Here is a 15,241-nt window from a genome sequence, read left to right on the forward strand (position 1 = left end):
CTTCCCGGCTGGTTCACCAGCCGCTGGACGGCCCCGTGAGCTCTCTGATCGCCGGACGCGCCGCGTCCAGCACGGTCATGAACCACGCCGAGAACGGGGCCTGCGCATGCCGGTCGGCAAGCTCCTTTGGCGTGACGAAGGCCGTCTCGCCGACCTCCTCCGGGTCCGGCCGCAGCGGAGCCTGCACCAGCCCCACGAAGAGGTGGTTGTACTCCTGCTCCACCAGGCCCGAGCTCGGGTCCGGGTGGTTGTAGCGGACCGTGCCCGCCTCGGCGAGCAGCGAGGGCGAGGTCCCGAGCTCCTCGTGCGTACGCCGCGCGGCCGCCACGAAGGGGGCCTCGCCGGGGTAGGGGTGGCCGCAGCAGGTGTTCGACCAGACGCCGGGGGAGTGGTACTTGCCGAGCGCCCGGCACTGCAGCAGCAGCCGCCCGAGCTCGTCGAAGAGGAATACGGAGAACGCCCGGTGCAGCTGACCGGGTGCCTGATGCGCGGCCAGCTTCTCCGCCGTGCCGATGGTGTTGCCGTGCTCGTCGACCAGCTCGAGCAGGATCGCTGGGGGCGCTTGGGGGGTGCCGTTCGACGAACTGTTCGCCGTGGTGGCTGGTGAGGTCGGCATAACCATCCTTCGCATCGGTCCTCGGCCCTGCGGGCCTGCCCAGTCTGCCGTACAAAAGCGGCTTGTCCGCACTTCGGCAGTCACACCGGCATGTCCGCTCCCGCGCCCCGGACGCCGAAGGCCGCTCGACAGCTGATCGTGCCTGTCGGTGTGTCACCAAAACACCTTCAGTGACAGAGCTTGGCCTCGTGTTCCGCATGGCCGACCGGCTCCAGCTGGAACGTGCAGTGCTCCACATCGAAGTGGTCCCCCAGGCACCCCTGCAGTTCGTGCAGCATCTTCTCGTGCCCGACCGCGTTCAGGACGTCCTGGCTGACCACTACATGCGCGGAGAGCACCGGCATCCCGGAGGTGATGGTCCAGGCATGCAGATCGTGCACGTTCTCCACGCCCGGCAGCGCCACTATGTGCGCCCGCACCTCGCCCATGTCCACGCCCTTCGGGGCCGCCTCCAGCAGGACGTTGAGCGTCTCGCGCAGCAGCTTCCAGGTACGCGGCACGATCATCAGCCCGATGACCAGGGACGCGATGGGGTCGGCGGGCAGCCAGCCGGTGGCGAGGATGATGCCGGCCGAGACCAGCACGGTGAACGAGCCGAGGGCGTCCGCGAGCACCTCCAGATACGCCCCGCGCACATTGAGGCTGTCCTGCCGGCCGCGCACCAGCAGTGAGAGCGAGACCATGTTGGCGATCAGACCGACCACGGCGAACGCGATCGTCAGGCCGCCCCGGGTCTCGGCAGGAGTGATGAAGCGCTGCACCGCCTCGTACAGGAGATAACCGCCGACGCCGAGCAGGAGCAGACAGTTGGCGAGCGCGGCCAGGATCTCGGCGCGCGCATAGCCGAACGTACGGTTCCCGGCGGCGGGGCGGCCGGCGAAGTGGATCGCCAGCAGCGCCATCGCCAGGCCCACGCCGTCCGTGGCCATATGGGCGGCGTCGGCGATCAGGGCGAGGGAGTCGGACAGGACGCCGCCGACGATCTCCAGCACCATCACGCCCAGCGTGATGCACAGCGCGATGCGCAGCCGTCCCGTGTAGGCAGCGGCCGCGGTGGCGGTCGGCGGCGGTCCGCCGTGCGAATGCCCGTGGTCGTGCCCAGCCCCCATGAAGGATGCCTCCCTGGTCGTCGGAAGTGACTGCCGAGACCTCAGTCAACTACGGGTGGGGGGTATCGGGCAACACGGCACTGAACACCGTTGTCATATCGCCTGACCTGCGGAAACGATCCGCAGGTCAGGACGCTGACAAGATCAGCTCACCTCGGCTCGAGGGTGCCGCAGGCACCAGCCCTGCCAGGCCGACTCGACCATCTCGCGCACCCCGCGCGAGGCTGTCCAGCCCAGCTCCTTGGCGATCAGATCGACCGAGGCGACAGCCTTCGCGGCATCGCCGGGACGGCGCGGCTCGATCACCGGCTCCTCGCCGAACCCCGTGATCTCCGCCACCAGATCGGCGAGCTCGCGCACCGACACACCGACCCCACGGCCGATGTTGACCGTCAGATCCCCGGCACCGTCCTGCTCGGCGAGCCTGCGGGCCACGGCGAGATGGGCGTCGGCCAGATCCGCGATATGGATGTAGTCCCGGATGCACGTGCCGTCCGGGGTCGGATAGTCGGCGCCGAAGATCCGCGGGGCCTCACCGCGGCTGATCCGGTCGAAGAACATCGGGATGATGTTGAACACTCCGGTGTCGGCCAGCTCCGGCTCGCCGGCGCCCGCCACATTGAAGTAGCGCAGACAGGCCGTGGACAGGTTGTGCGCCCGGCCCGTGGCCCGTACCAGCCACTCGCCCGCCAGCTTGGTCTCGCCGTACGGATTGATCGGCTCGCACGGAGCGGACTCGGGGATCAGCTCCATCTCGGGCACCCCGTACACCGCCGCCGACGAGGAGAACAGGAAGCTGTGCACACCGGCCGCGACGACCGCCTCCAGCAGCACGGTCAGGCCGTGCACATTCTCCCGGTAGTAGCGCAGCGGCTGCTCGACGGACTCGCCGACCTGCTTCTTCGCCGCGAGATGTACGACACCGGTCACCGAGTGCTCCGCGAGCGTGCGGTCGAGCAGCTCCCGGTCCAGGATCGCCCCGCGCACCAGCGTGACCTCCGGCGGCAGCCGCTCGGCGACGCCCGACGAGATGTCGTCGAGCACCACGACCCGCTCGCCCGCCGCCGTCATGGCCCGCGCCACATGCGCGCCGATGTACCCCGCTCCACCTGTGATCAGCCAAGTCATGACCGCCAGCCTATGTGGTGAGCAGCCTTGGTTTGTGGGGTGAGGTACCGATCGACGATGATGATCTCCGCGGGCGCAGCGAGGCCCGCGGCCATGCCGAGCGGGGCGTAAACGGCCAGTGAACTCCCGCCTGCGTACATCCGATAGCCTCTGCCGACGAGCCGCCGCCCGTATACGGGCCGAGCCGCCGCGCACCCGCACCCTCAGCTCCAAGGAGTGAGTTCGTCTGCCGACCGCCATCCTCACCGGTCCGCCGGTACCCGGATCGTCGCTCGAGGGCGATCTGCGGTCGCTGGGCTTCGACGTACGGGTCGCCTCCCGCGCCGAGGACGTCTCGGCGCTGATCGCCGCCGTGCCGGGGGCCGACCGCGTAGCCGTCGTCGACCCGCATTTCGTCGGGCACGTGCACGCCCTGCGCCTCGCGCTGACCGACCCCCGCTTTCCCGCGGCCGCGGTCTCGGGCGCGCTGACGGTGCGGCCCGCGGCGCGGGCCGCGCTGACCCGGGCCCTCGCGGCCACGGTGGGCACCGACGTGACCGGACCCACACCGCCCGGTGGCGCATCGGACGACGCCCTGTCCGCCGTCCGGGCCGCGGTGCGGCCCGGTGCCGCCGGGACGGCCGTGGTGCCCGACGCGCTCGCCGACGCGCTCGACGCCGAGGGCACCGCCGTGCACCGGCCGGAGCTGGGATCGCTCGTCGCGAGCGTTCCCGGTGACCCTCAGGCCCGCAACGAGGCCCGGCAGGCCGTCGAGGCGGTCGACGACGAGGCCATACGGCTGCGCTCCGCCGTGAAGGCACGGGACGGCTTCTTCACGACCTTCTGCATCAGCCCGTACTCCCGCTATCTCGCCCGCTGGTGCGCCCGCCGCGGGCTGACCCCCAACCAGGTCACCACCGCCTCACTGCTCACGGCGCTGATAGCGGCAACCGCCGCTGGCACCGGCACCCGCGCCGGTTACATCGCGGCGGGCCTGCTGCTGCTCTTCTCCTTCGTCCTGGACTGCACCGACGGGCAGCTCGCCCGCTACTCGCTGCAGTACTCGACGATGGGCGCCTGGCTGGACGCGACCTTCGACCGCGCCAAGGAGTACGCGTACTACGCGGGCCTCGCCCTCGGCGCCGCCCGCGGTGGCGACGACGTATGGGCGCTGGCACTGGGCGCGATGGTGCTGCAGACCTGCCGCCATGTCGTGGACTTCTCCTTCAACGAGGCGAACCACGACGCGGTCTCCAACACAAGCCCCACCGCCGCCCTGTCCGACAAGCTCGACAGGGTCGGCTGGACGGTCTGGGTCCGCCGGATGATCGTGCTGCCCATCGGCGAGCGCTGGGCCATGATCGCCGTGCTGACGGCCGTGACCACGCCCCGGATCGTCTTCTACGCCCTGCTGATCGGCTGTGCCTTCGCCGCGACGTACACCACGGCGGGCCGTGTCCTGCGCTCGCTGACCCGCAAGGCCCGCCGGACGGACCGTGCCGCTCAGGCGCTCGCGGACCTCGCCGACTCCGGCCCGCTCGCCGAAAGCCTCGCGCACCGGTTCAAGGCGGCCGCGCGGAAGCTCCCGGCGCTGCTGCCGCCTGCGATCGCGCTGGCGGGCGGCGCGGTCCTGGTGGCTGCCGCGGCCCTCTCGGACTACGGCTCCATCTGGCCGGTCCTCGCCGCCGTGGTGTACGCCGCCACCTCGGCGCTCGCGGTCGCCCGCCCCCTCAAGGGCGCCCTCGACTGGCTCGTCCCGCCGGTGTTCCGGGCCGCCGAATACGGCACCGTTCTGGCGCTCGCCGCCCGCGCCGAGGTGAACGGGGCGTTGCCCGCGGCCTTCGGCCTGGTGGCGGCCGTCGCCTACCATCACTACGACACGGTGTACCGCATCCGCGGCGGTACCGGTGCGCCCCCGCACTGGCTGGTGCGGGCGATCGGCGGGCACGAGGGGCGGGCCCTGGCAGTCGCGCTGCTCGCCGCACTGGTCACCGACACAGACTTCACCACCGCGCTGACGGCCCTCGCTGTGGCCGTCGCACTCGTGGTGCTGGTGGAGAGCATCCGCTTCTGGGTGTCCTCCGCCGCACCCGCCGTACATGACGAAGGAGAACCCGCATGATCGGCCTCGTACTGGCAGCCGGTGCCGGACGGCGTCTTCGCCCTTACACCGACACGCTTCCGAAGGCCCTCGTGCCGGTTGACGGGGACACCACCGTCCTCGACCTCACCCTCGGGAACTTCGCCGAGATCGGGCTCACCGAGGCCGCGATCGTCGTCGGCTACCGCAAGGAGGCCGTCTACGAGCGCAAGGCCGCCCTGGAGGCGAAGTACGGCCTGAAGCTCACCCTCGTCGACAACGACAAGGCCGAGGAGTGGAACAACGCCTACTCCCTGTGGTGCGCCCGTGACGTGCTCAAGCAGGGTGTGATCCTCGCCAACGGCGACACCGTCCACCCGGTATCCGTCGAGCGGACCCTGCTCGACGCCCGCGGTAACGGCCAGAAGATCATCCTCGCCCTCGACACGGTGAAGCAGCTCGCCGACGAGGAGATGAAGGTGATCACGGACGGCCACAAGGGCGTCCGGCGGATCACCAAGCTGATGGACCCGGCCACCGCCACCGGTGAGTACATCGGCGTCACCCTCATCGAGGCCGAGGCCGCCGAGGCGCTCGCGGACGCGCTGAAGACCACATTCGAGCGTGACCCCGACCTCTACTACGAGGACGGCTACCAGGAGCTCGTCAACCGCGGCTTCACCGTGGATGTGGCCCCCATAGGGGACGTCAAGTGGGTCGAGATCGACAACCATGACGACCTCGCGAAGGGCCGTGAGATCGCGTGCCTGTACTGACCCGGCTCATCCCGTCCCCGGTCGTCGTCGACATCAACGCCGGCGCGCTGGACGACCTGGCCGGCCTGCTCGCCGACCAGCGGATCTCCGGTTCCGGCAAGCTGGCGATCGCGATCAGCGGCGGCTCCGGCCAGGCGCTGCGCGAGCGGCTTTCACCGGTGCTCCCGGGCGCGACCTGGTTCGAGATCGCCGACGGCAACATCGACTCCGCGGTCAAGCTCGCCGACGACATCAAGGGCAAGCGCTTCGACGCCGTGGTCGGCCTCGGCGGCGGCAAGATCATCGATGTGGCGAAGTACGCCGCGGCGCGGGTCGGTCTGCCGATGGTGGCCGTCGCCACGAACCTCTCGCACGACGGTCTGTGCTCGCCGGTCGCAACGCTGGACAACGACAACGGCCGCGGCTCCTACGGGGTCCCGAACCCGATCGCGATCGTCATCGACCTCGATGTGATCCGGGAGGCCCCGGTCCGTTTCGTACGTTCCGGCATCGGCGAGGCGATCTCCAACCTCTCGTCGATCGCGGACTGGGAGCTGTCCCACAAGGTCAACGCGGAGCCGGTGGACGGCCTCGCCGCCGCGATGGCCCGCACCGCCGGCGAGGCCGTACTGCGCCACCCCGGAGGCGTCGGCGACGACGACTTCCTCACCGTGCTCGCCGAGTCCCTGGTGCTGACCGGCATCGCGATCTCGATCAGCGGGGACACCCGGCCCGCGTCCGGTGCCTGCCACGAGATCAGCCACGCCTTCGACCTGCTCCACCCCCAGCGGGCCGCCAGCCACGGCGAGCAGGTCGGCCTGGGTGCCGCGTTCGCCATGCATCTGCGGGGGGCCCGCGACAAGGCGGGACTCTTCGCCGAGGTGCTGCGCAGACACGGCCTGCCGGTGCTGCCCGAGGAAATCGGGTTCTCCATCGGCGAGTTCGTCGAGGCCGTGGAGTACGCACCACAGACCCGTCCGGGCCGCTTCACCATCCTCGAGCACCTTGACCTCACCACCGATCAGATCAGGGACGCGTACGCCGACTATGCCAAGACCATCAGTAGCTGAACTCCGTCCGGTCGTTCACCCGGAGGGAGTGAAGGACCGGCGAAGCGGCGAGCACTGGGGCGGCCGCCTGTACATGCGCGAGATCTCCTTGCGCATAACCCGCCTGCTGGTCACCACCAACGTCACGCCGAACCAGCTGACGTACCTGATGACCCTCTGCGGTGTCCTCGCAGCCCCCGCCCTGCTTGTGCCGGGCATCTGGGGCGCGGTCCTCGGCGTCGTGGCGGTCCAGCTCTATCTGCTGCTGGACTGCGTCGACGGCGAGGTCGCCCGCTGGAAGAAGCAGTTCTCGCTCTCTGGCGTGTACCTGGACCGCGTCGGTGCCTACCTGTGCGACGCGGCGGTCCTGGTCGGCTTCGGCCTGCGCGCCGCCGACCTGTGGGGCCCCGGACGGATCGACTGGCTGTGGGCCTTCCTCGGCACCCTCGCCGCGCTCGGCGCGATCCTGATCAAGGCCGAGACCGATCTGGTCGGGGTCGCCCGCCACCAGGGCGGGCTGCCGCCGGTCAAGGAGGCGGCGGCCGAGCCGCGCTCGTCCGGCATGGCACTGGCCCGCCGGGCCGCCGCGGCGCTGAAGTTCCACCGGCTCGTCCTCGGCATCGAGGCGTCCCTGCTCATCCTGGTGCTCGCCGTCCTGGACGCGGTCCGGGGCGACCTGTTCTTCTCGCGCCTCGGCGTCGCCGTGCTTGCCGGCATCGCGCTGCTCCAGACGCTGCTGCACCTGGTGTCCATCCTCGCCTCCAGCAGGCTCAAGTGAGTAGCCCGATGAAGCTCGGCGCGGTCATCATCACGATGGGCAACCGCCCCGACGATCTGCGCGCCCTCCTCGATTCGGTCGCCAAGCAGGACGGCGACCCTATCGAGGTGGTCGTCGTCGGCAACGGCGCCCCCGTGACCGATGTCCCCGAAGGTGTACGCACCGTGGAGCTGCCTGAGAACCTGGGCATCCCCGGCGGCCGCAACGTCGGCATCGAGGCCTTCGGCCCGTCCGGCTCCGGCGTCGACGTGCTGCTCTTCCTTGACGACGACGGCCTGCTGCCGAACACCGACACCGCCCGTCTGGTGCGCGAGGCCTTCGAGGCCGACCCGAAGCTGGGCATCGTCAGCTTCCGCATCGCCGACCCGGAGACCGGGCTCACCCAGCGCCGTCACGTCCCGCGGCTGCGCGCCTCCGACCCGATGCGCTCCTCGCGCGTGACGACCTTCCTCGGCGGCGCCAACGCCGTGCGTACGAAGGTGCTCGCCGAGGTCGGCGCGCTGCCCGACGAGTTCTTCTACGCCCATGAGGAGACGGACCTCGCCTGGCGGGCGCTGGACGCAGGGTGGGCGATCGACTACCGCTCGGACATGGTGCTGTTCCACCCGACGATGCCCCCGTCCCGGCATGCGGTCTACCACCGGATGGTGGCCCGCAACCGGGTCTGGCTGGCCCGCCGGAATCTGCCCGCACCCCTGATCCCCGTCTACCTCGGTGTCTGGGTGCTCCTCACGCTCCTGCGCCGCCCCTCGCTGCCCGCCCTGAAGGCCTGGTTCTCCGGCTTCAAGGAGGGCTGGGGGACCCCGTGCGGTCCCCGCCGGCCCATGAAGTGGCGTACGGTATGGCGGCTCACCCGACTGGGCCGACCTCCAGTCATCTGACAAGCTCGGTTCTGAGACCATCGGACGTACCTCGGGACGCGGCGAGCCCGAAGCCGCGCCCCGAACTGCCGCGCATCTTGAACACGAAAGTTTCAACTTGTGACTGACACAACCCATGACGGTGGTGTGATCGTAATGAGCGCCCCGCCATCTCCCGACGACGGCGCGTCCTCGGCGGATCTCGCCGCCAAGTACGGCCTGTCGGTGAGCGGTGCCCGGCCGGGGCTCGTCGAGTACATCAGGCAGCTGTGGAGCCGGCGCCACTTCATCCTGGCCTTCTCGCAGGCCAAGCTGACGGCCCAGTACAGCCAGGCGAAGCTGGGCCAGCTGTGGCAGGTGGCGACCCCACTGCTCAACGCGCTCGTCTACTACCTGATCTTCGCGCTGATCCTGGGGACGAAGAAAGGGATCTCCAACGAGGTCTTCATTCCGTTCCTGGTGACGGGTGTCTTCGTCTTCACCTTCACCCAGAGTTCGGTGATGGCGGGTGTCCGGGCGATCTCGGGCAATCTCGGCCTTGTGCGGGCACTGCACTTCCCGCGGGCGTCCCTGCCGATCTCCTTCGCGCTCCAGCAGCTCCAGCAGCTGCTGTTCTCGATGATCGTTCTGTTCGTGATCGCGATCGCCTTCGGCAGCTATCCGTCGCTGTCCTGGCTGCTGATCATTCCGGCGCTGGCCCTCCAGTTCGTGTTCAACACCGGACTCGCGCTGATGATGGCGAGGCTGGGCAGCAACACCCCCGACCTCGCCCAGCTGATGCCGTTCATCATGCGGACGTGGATGTACGCGTCCGGCGTGATGTTCTCCATCCCGCTGATGCTCGAGGGCAAGCCGGCATGGATCGCCGATGTGCTGCAGTGGAACCCGGCGGCCATCTATATGGATCTCATCCGTTTCGGGCTCATCGACGGTTACGGATCCGAGAACCTGCCGCCGCACGTCTGGGCGTTCGCGATCGGCTGGGCGATTCTGTTCGGCGTCTTGGGGTTCGTGTACTTCTGGAAGGCTGAGGAACGGTACGGCCGTGGCTGAAGACAAGATTCTGGGACGTGTCCCGACCGTCATCGCCGACGATGTGCACATCGTCTACCGGGTGCACGGCGGCAGCGGCGGCAAGGGCAGCGCCACCGCCGCGCTGAGCCGCATCCTGCGACGGGACAAGGGCGAGTCGCGCGGTGTGCGCAAGGTGCACGCCGTACGGGGCGTCTCCTTCACCGCCTACCGCGGCGAGGCGATCGGCCTGATCGGCACCAACGGCTCCGGAAAGTCGACCCTGCTGCGGGCCATAGCAGGCCTGCTGCCGACGGAGAGCGGCAAGGTCTACACCGACGGCCAGCCCTCCCTGCTCGGTGTGAACGCGGCGCTGATGGGCGACCTGACCGGCGAGCGCAATGTCATCCTCGGCGGGCTGGCCATGGGCATGACCCGCGAGGAGGTCCGCGACCGCTACCAGGACATCGTCGACTTCTCCGGCATCAACGAAAAGGGTGACTTCATCACCCTGCCCATGCGCACGTACTCCTCCGGCATGGGCGCCAGGCTGCGGTTCGCGATCGCCGCGGCCAAGGACCACGACGTCCTGATGATCGACGAGGCGCTGGCCACCGGCGACCGCAAGTTCCAAAGACGCTCCGAGGAGCGCATCCGCGAGCTGCGCAAGGAGGCGGGCACGGTCTTCCTCGTCAGTCACAGCCTCGGTTCGATCAGGGACACCTGCGACCGCGTTCTGTGGCTGGAGAAGGGCGAGCTGCTGATGGACGGCCCGACCGACGAGGTCCTCAAGGCGTACGAGAAGGAAACGGGTAAGTAGCCGGATCGCGAAGATCCAGGAATTCTCCCGAAGAAAGCCCCCGTCGCTGCATCCCGACGGGGGCCTTCTGCGTCTCTGGAGGGACAGCGCCGCTCGCCGTGAGCCGACAAGAAGGCCCGGATCGTCAAGTGAAGGTCAATTCCCGGGCCCTGGTGGAAGGTTGGACAAGATTGGAGTGTTCTTGTAATGCGCGCAACACCCCGACGTATCACTACGCGTTGTACAACGTAAGCTGTACCAGTGCTGAATCGCGGCAAGTGGGGCGATACCCCCTCGGTATCCCGTCCGCCGGGCGGTCTCCCCAGGCGGTCTCCCGCAGTCGGGAGGACCGGCGGCGTGTCCGAAATGGGATGGATTGGATCGGCAGTGTAGAACGGGAGATGTGACGGCAATGACGGAAAATCTCCAGGCCCGCGAGGCTTTCGCCGTCCCCGCAGCGGGCAGTCCCGGATGACGGGCACCCGGCAGGCGCGCCCCGATGCCCCCGCGCGCGCCACAACGACATCCGCGCGCGCCACCCTCGACAAGGCCGCGGACGAGAACTTTCCCGTGGCCCCCTTCTTCCTGCCGCGCGCGTGGCGCGACGACCTGATGGCGGTGTACGGCTACGCCCGCCTTGTCGACGACATCGGCGACGGCGACCTCGCACCCGGCGGCGCGGACGCCCGCCACCTGGGCGTCGACCCCGCGGCGGCCGACGACCGGCTCGCGATGCTCGACGCCTTCGAGGCAGATCTGCACCGCGTTTTCGCCGGCTCCGACAACGACACGCCGCGCCATCCGCTGCTGCGCGCACTGCGGCCGGCCGTGCGCCGCTGCTCGCTCACTCCGGAGCCCTTCATCGGCCTGATCGAGGCCAACCGCCAGGACCAGCTGGTGCGGCGCTACCAGACCTACGACGAGCTCCTCGCGTACTGCGAACTCTCCGCCAACCCGGTCGGCAGGCTGGTGCTGCAGATCACCGGGACCACCAGCCCCGAGCGCGTCCGCCGCTCCGACGCGGTGTGCACCGCGCTCCAGATCGTCGAGCACCTCCAGGACGTGAGTGAGGACCTGGGACGCGACCGGATCTATCTGCCCGCCGAGGACATGCGGCGGTTCCATGCCACGGAGGAGGACCTGGCTGCGAGCACCGGCAGCGCGTCCGTGCGCGCGCTGGTCGCCTTCGAGGCGGAACGCGCCCGGCAGCTGCTCGATCACGGCACCCCGCTGGTGGGCAGCGTGCACGGCAGACTGCGGCTGCTGCTCGCCGGATTCGTGGCCGGGGGGCGCGCCGCCCTCGCCGCGATCGCGGCCGCGGACCACGACGTTCTGCCCGGACCGCCCAAGCCCGCCAAGGCCAATCTGCTGCGTGAAGTGGGAGCTGTCTTGCGAAGAGCGCGTAGAGAGGGGTGAGCCGGACCATGGAGGGACCGACGGAGATGTCCGCTCCGGTGCAGGCTGCGTACAGCTACTGCGAGGCCGTCACCGGGCAGCAGGCGCGCAATTTCGCCTACGGGATCAGGCTGTTGCCGGCCGACAAGCGGGGGGCCATGTCGGCGCTGTACGCGTTCTCGCGCCGCGTCGACGACATTGGTGACGGCACGCTCACGCCGGAGGCCAAACGGGACCGCCTCGAGGGGACCCGGGGGGTGCTCGGGCGGATCCGCACGGGCCAGATCGCCGACGACGACACCGACCCCGTCGCGGTCGCCCTCACCGACGCGGCGCGCCGGTTCCCGCTTCCGCTCGGCGGGCTCGACGAGCTCATCGACGGCGTCCTGATGGACGTGCGCGGCGAGACCTACGAGACCTGGGACGACCTCAAGGTCTACTGCCGGTGCGTCGCGGGTGCGATCGGGCGGCTCTCGCTGGGCGTGTTCGGTACCCAGCCCGGCGCGCGCGGTACCGAGCGCGCCTCCGAGTACGCCGACACGCTGGGGCTCGCGCTCCAACTCACCAACATCCTCAGGGACGTTCGCGAGGACGCGGGCAACGGACGCACCTATCTGCCCGGCGACGACCTGGCCAAGTTCGGCTGTTCCGCCGGCTTCCACAGCGCCACCCCGCCGCCCGGTTCCGACTTCGCCGGGCTGGTCCACTTCGAAGTACGCCGGGCCCGGACCCTCTTCGCCGAGGGCTACCGTCTGCTGCCCATGCTCGACCGGCGCAGCGGCGCCTGCGTCGCCGCCATGGCCGGCATCTACCGACGCCTGCTGGACCGCATCGAACGCGACCCCGACGCGGTGCTGCGCGGCCGCGTCTCCCTGCCCGGACGGGAGAAGGCCTACGTCGCCGTGCGCGGCCTGTCCGGACTCGACGCCCGCCATGTCACCCGGCAGACGCTCCGGGGACGTGTCTGATGCGGCCGTACACGCACAACCGGTGCGCAACCCTCCGGTCCGGTGCGGCGTCCCAGACTGCAACGGTCCGAGGGGAGGTCGCATGATGGACGACGAGCTGCGATCCCGGCACGCTGTGGTGGTCGGCGGGGGACTCGCCGGAATCACCGCGGCATTGCAACTCGCCGAGGCGGGAGTCGCCGTCACTCTGGTCGAAGGCCGCCCGCGACTGGGCGGCCTCGCCTTCTCCTTCCGCCGCGGTGACCTCACGATCGACAACGGCCAGCATGTGTATCTGCGCTGCTGCACCGCGTACCGCTGGTTCCTCGAGCGGGTCGGGGGCGCTCATCTCGCCCCGCTCCAGGACCGGCTCGACGTGCCCGTACTGGACGTGGCACGCGCGAAAGGCCCGCGTCTTGGCCGGCTGCGCCGCACCGCGCTGCCCGTGCCGCTGCACCTGGCGGCGAGCCTCGCCGGCTATCCGCACCTCTCGCTCGCCGAGCGGGCGGGCGTCGGGCGCGCCGCACTCGCGCTCGGCAAACTCGACCCGGCCGACCCGGCGCTGGACGGTATCGACTTCGGGACCTGGCTCGGCCGCCACGGCCAGTCGCAGCGTGCCATCGACGCACTGTGGGACCTGGTCGGCGTGGCGACGCTGAACGCCACCGCGCCGAACGCCTCCATGGGTCTCGCCGCGATGGTCTTCAAGACCGGACTGCTCTCCGCGCCCGGCGCCGCCGACATCGGCTGGGCCCGAGTGCCGCTCGGAGAGCTGCACGACACGCTGGCCGGCAAGGCACTCGACTCGGCCGGGGTACGCACCGAGCTCTCCACCAAGGTCCGCGGCATCTCCCGTGCGGAGCTGGGGCGTTGGAACGTCGCGGTGGACGGCGAGCTGCTGGAGGCCGACACCGTCGTACTCGCCGTACCGCAGCGCGAGGCCCATGCCCTGCTGCCGGACGGGGCCCTGGAGGACCCCGACCGGCTGCTCGACATCGGCACCGCGCCGATCCTCAACATCCATGTCCTCTACGACCGCAAGGTGCTGCGGCAGCCCTTCTTCGCCGCACTCGGCACCCCGGTCCAGTGGGTCTTCGACCGCACCGAGGCCTCCGGGTTCGCGGACGGCCAGTATCTGGCGCTGTCCCAGTCCGCGGCCGAGGACGAGATCGACGCCCCCGTGGCCGAACTGCGCGAACGGTATCTGCCCGAGCTGGAGCGCCTGTTGCCCGCCACGCGAGGCGCCGCGGTACGCGACTTCTTCGTCACCCGGGAGCGGACGGCGACCTTCGCGCCGAGTCCGGGCGTCGGCAGGCTGCGCCCCGGCGCACGCACTCGCGCGCCGGGCCTGTACCTTGCGGGCGCGTGGACGGCCACCGGCTGGCCCGCGACCATGGAGAGTGCCGTACGCAGCGGCTTCAGCGCCGCGGGCGCCGCGCTCTTGGCCCTCGGCCGCCCCCATGAACATCCGCTCAAGGAGGCGGCATGAGCCTGAGTACTGGAACAAGAGGAGAGACCGTGCCGACTGTGCACTCGGCCAACCCGGCTGATGACACCGCAGCGGGAGTGGACATCACCGCGCTGCTGGAGCGCGGGCGGACGATGTCGACGCCGGTGCTGCGTGCCGCCGTGGACCGGCTGGCACCGCCCATGAACACCGTCGCCGCGTACCACTTCGGCTGGATCGACGCGCAGGGGCGCCCCGCGGACGGGGACGGCGGCAAGGCCGTGCGTCCCGCGCTCGCGCTGCTGTCCGCCGAGGCAGCCGGAGCCGCGCCCCAGGTCGGCGTCCCCGGTGCCGTGGCCGTCGAGCTGGTGCACAACTTCTCGCTGCTGCACGACGACCTGATGGACGGCGACGAGCAGCGCCGCCACCGCGACACCGTGTGGAAGGTGCACGGACCGGCTCAGGCGATCCTCGTCGGCGACGCCCTGTTCGCCCTCGCCAACGAGATCCTGCTCGAACTCGGCACCGTCGAGGCCGGCCGTGCGACACGTCGGCTGACCACCGCGACCCGCAAGCTCATCGACGGCCAGGCGCAGGACATCTCGTACGAGCACCGCGAGCGCGTCAGCGTCGAGGAGTGCCTGGAGATGGAGGGCAACAAGACCGGCGCGTTGCTGGCCTGCGCCGTCTCCATCGGCGCGGTGCTCGGCGGGGCGGACGACCGCACGGCCGACACGCTGGAGGCGTACGGCTACCACCTCGGGCTCGCCTTCCAGGCGGTCGACGATCTGCTGGGCATCTGGGGCGACCCGGTGAGCACCGGCAAGCAGACCTGGAGCGATCTGCGCCAGCGCAAGAAGTCCCTTCCGGTCGTCGCCGCGCTCGCCGCGGGCGGGCCGGCCTCACAGCGCCTCGGGGAGTTGCTCGCGGCCGACGCCAAGAGCAGTGACTTCGACAGTTTCTCCGAGCAGGAGTTCGCGACCAGGGCGGCCCTGATCGAGGAGGCGGGCGGCCGCGAGTGGACCTCCCAGGAGGCCCGCAGGCAGCACGCCGTCGCGATCGAGGCGCTAGGCGGTGTCGACATGCCGGAGCAGGTGCGGGCACAGCTGATCGCGCTCGCGGACTTCGTCGTCGTACGAAAGAGGTGATCGCCATCACCCTCATATGCGTGCCCTCTGGGGGCTAGCCCCCAGGCCCCCAAGCAGTCGCCGGCCGGTGCCCGGGCAACCGGGTGCCGGCCGACGGAGACCCCAGCACAGCAGAGAACCACTGCACCGAAGGGGAAGCC

At 70.2% G+C, this 15,241-nt stretch carries 14 protein-coding genes; 11 read left to right on the top strand and 3 right to left on the bottom strand.

The features are described 5' to 3' along the window. Positions 1-13: 13 nt before the first annotated feature. The 3 genes from idi to galE all read right to left on the bottom strand — a co-directional run bounded on the left by idi (position 14) and on the right by galE (position 2,853). Positions 14-616 (bottom strand): isopentenyl-diphosphate Delta-isomerase, encoded by a 603-nt coding sequence (gene idi / locus ACQEVG_RS33180; RefSeq protein ID WP_432990722.1) that lies wholly within the window; start codon positions 614-616, stop codon positions 14-16. Positions 617-783: 167 nt separating this feature from the next. Beyond that, complete coding sequence (locus tag ACQEVG_RS33185) at positions 784-1,725, bottom strand: cation diffusion facilitator family transporter (RefSeq protein ID WP_432990724.1); 942 nt, start codon at positions 1,723-1,725, stop codon at positions 784-786. Positions 1,726-1,869: 144 nt separating this feature from the next. Next, positions 1,870-2,853, bottom strand: coding sequence for a UDP-glucose 4-epimerase GalE (gene galE / locus ACQEVG_RS33190; protein ID WP_432990726.1), 984 nt, complete (start codon positions 2,851-2,853; stop codon positions 1,870-1,872). Positions 2,854-3,079: 226 nt separating this feature from the next. Here galE and ACQEVG_RS33195 point away from each other — a divergent pair, with 226 nt between their 5' ends. The 11 genes from ACQEVG_RS33195 (at position 3,080) to ACQEVG_RS33245 (ending at position 15,101) form a co-directional block, all read left to right on the top strand. Next, complete coding sequence (locus ACQEVG_RS33195; RefSeq protein ID WP_432993066.1) at positions 3,080-4,954, top strand: DUF5941 domain-containing protein; 1,875 nt, start codon at positions 3,080-3,082, stop codon at positions 4,952-4,954. Beyond that, positions 4,951-5,688 carry a sugar phosphate nucleotidyltransferase gene (locus ACQEVG_RS33200; RefSeq protein ID WP_432990728.1) on the top strand — a complete coding sequence of 246 codons (738 nt, stop codon included), beginning with the start codon at positions 4,951-4,953 and terminating at the stop codon, positions 5,686-5,688. Before ACQEVG_RS33195 ends, ACQEVG_RS33200 begins: the two co-directional genes overlap by 4 nt. Continuing rightward, entirely contained in the window at positions 5,676-6,737 is a 1,062-nt protein-coding gene (locus ACQEVG_RS33205) for an iron-containing alcohol dehydrogenase family protein (RefSeq protein WP_432990730.1), read from the top strand. Before ACQEVG_RS33200 ends, ACQEVG_RS33205 begins: the two co-directional genes overlap by 13 nt. Next, positions 6,715-7,494 (top strand): CDP-alcohol phosphatidyltransferase family protein, encoded by a 780-nt coding sequence (locus ACQEVG_RS33210; RefSeq protein WP_432990732.1) that lies wholly within the window; start codon positions 6,715-6,717, stop codon positions 7,492-7,494. Before ACQEVG_RS33205 ends, ACQEVG_RS33210 begins: the two co-directional genes overlap by 23 nt. An 8-nt stretch (positions 7,495-7,502) precedes the next feature. Beyond that, positions 7,503-8,375: a glycosyltransferase family 2 protein gene (locus tag ACQEVG_RS33215; RefSeq protein WP_432993069.1), complete on the top strand. Its 873-nt coding sequence runs from the start codon at positions 7,503-7,505 to the stop codon at positions 8,373-8,375. Between the two features lie 99 nt (positions 8,376-8,474). Beyond that, positions 8,475-9,407: an ABC transporter permease gene (locus tag ACQEVG_RS33220; RefSeq protein WP_432990734.1), complete on the top strand. Its 933-nt coding sequence runs from the start codon at positions 8,475-8,477 to the stop codon at positions 9,405-9,407. Beyond that, positions 9,400-10,185, top strand: a complete 786-nt coding sequence (locus ACQEVG_RS33225) for an ABC transporter ATP-binding protein (protein ID WP_432990736.1) — start codon at positions 9,400-9,402, stop codon at positions 10,183-10,185. The genes ACQEVG_RS33220 and ACQEVG_RS33225 overlap by 8 nt, the downstream gene beginning before the upstream one ends. A 450-nt stretch (positions 10,186-10,635) precedes the next feature. Continuing rightward, the gene (gene hpnC / locus ACQEVG_RS33230) at positions 10,636-11,580 is read left to right on the top strand and encodes a squalene synthase HpnC (RefSeq protein WP_432990738.1); all 945 of its coding nucleotides are present in this window, start codon (positions 10,636-10,638) and stop codon (positions 11,578-11,580) included. 8 nt (positions 11,581-11,588) lie between these two features. After that, positions 11,589-12,527 (top strand): presqualene diphosphate synthase HpnD, encoded by a 939-nt coding sequence (gene hpnD / locus ACQEVG_RS33235; protein ID WP_432990740.1) that lies wholly within the window; start codon positions 11,589-11,591, stop codon positions 12,525-12,527. Between the two features lie 82 nt (positions 12,528-12,609). Continuing rightward, a complete protein-coding gene (gene hpnE, locus ACQEVG_RS33240; protein WP_432990742.1) occupies positions 12,610-13,995 on the top strand; it encodes a hydroxysqualene dehydroxylase HpnE in 1,386 nt (461 codons plus the stop codon). A 38-nt stretch (positions 13,996-14,033) separates the two neighbouring features. Then, positions 14,034-15,101, top strand: a complete 1,068-nt coding sequence (locus ACQEVG_RS33245) for a polyprenyl synthetase family protein (protein WP_432993072.1) — start codon at positions 14,034-14,036, stop codon at positions 15,099-15,101. Positions 15,102-15,241: the final 140 nt, after the last annotated feature.

This window comes from Streptomyces sp. CA-135486 (assembly GCF_050936555.1).
In the GTDB taxonomy this organism is placed as follows: Bacteria; Actinomycetota; Actinomycetes; order Streptomycetales; family Streptomycetaceae; genus Streptomyces.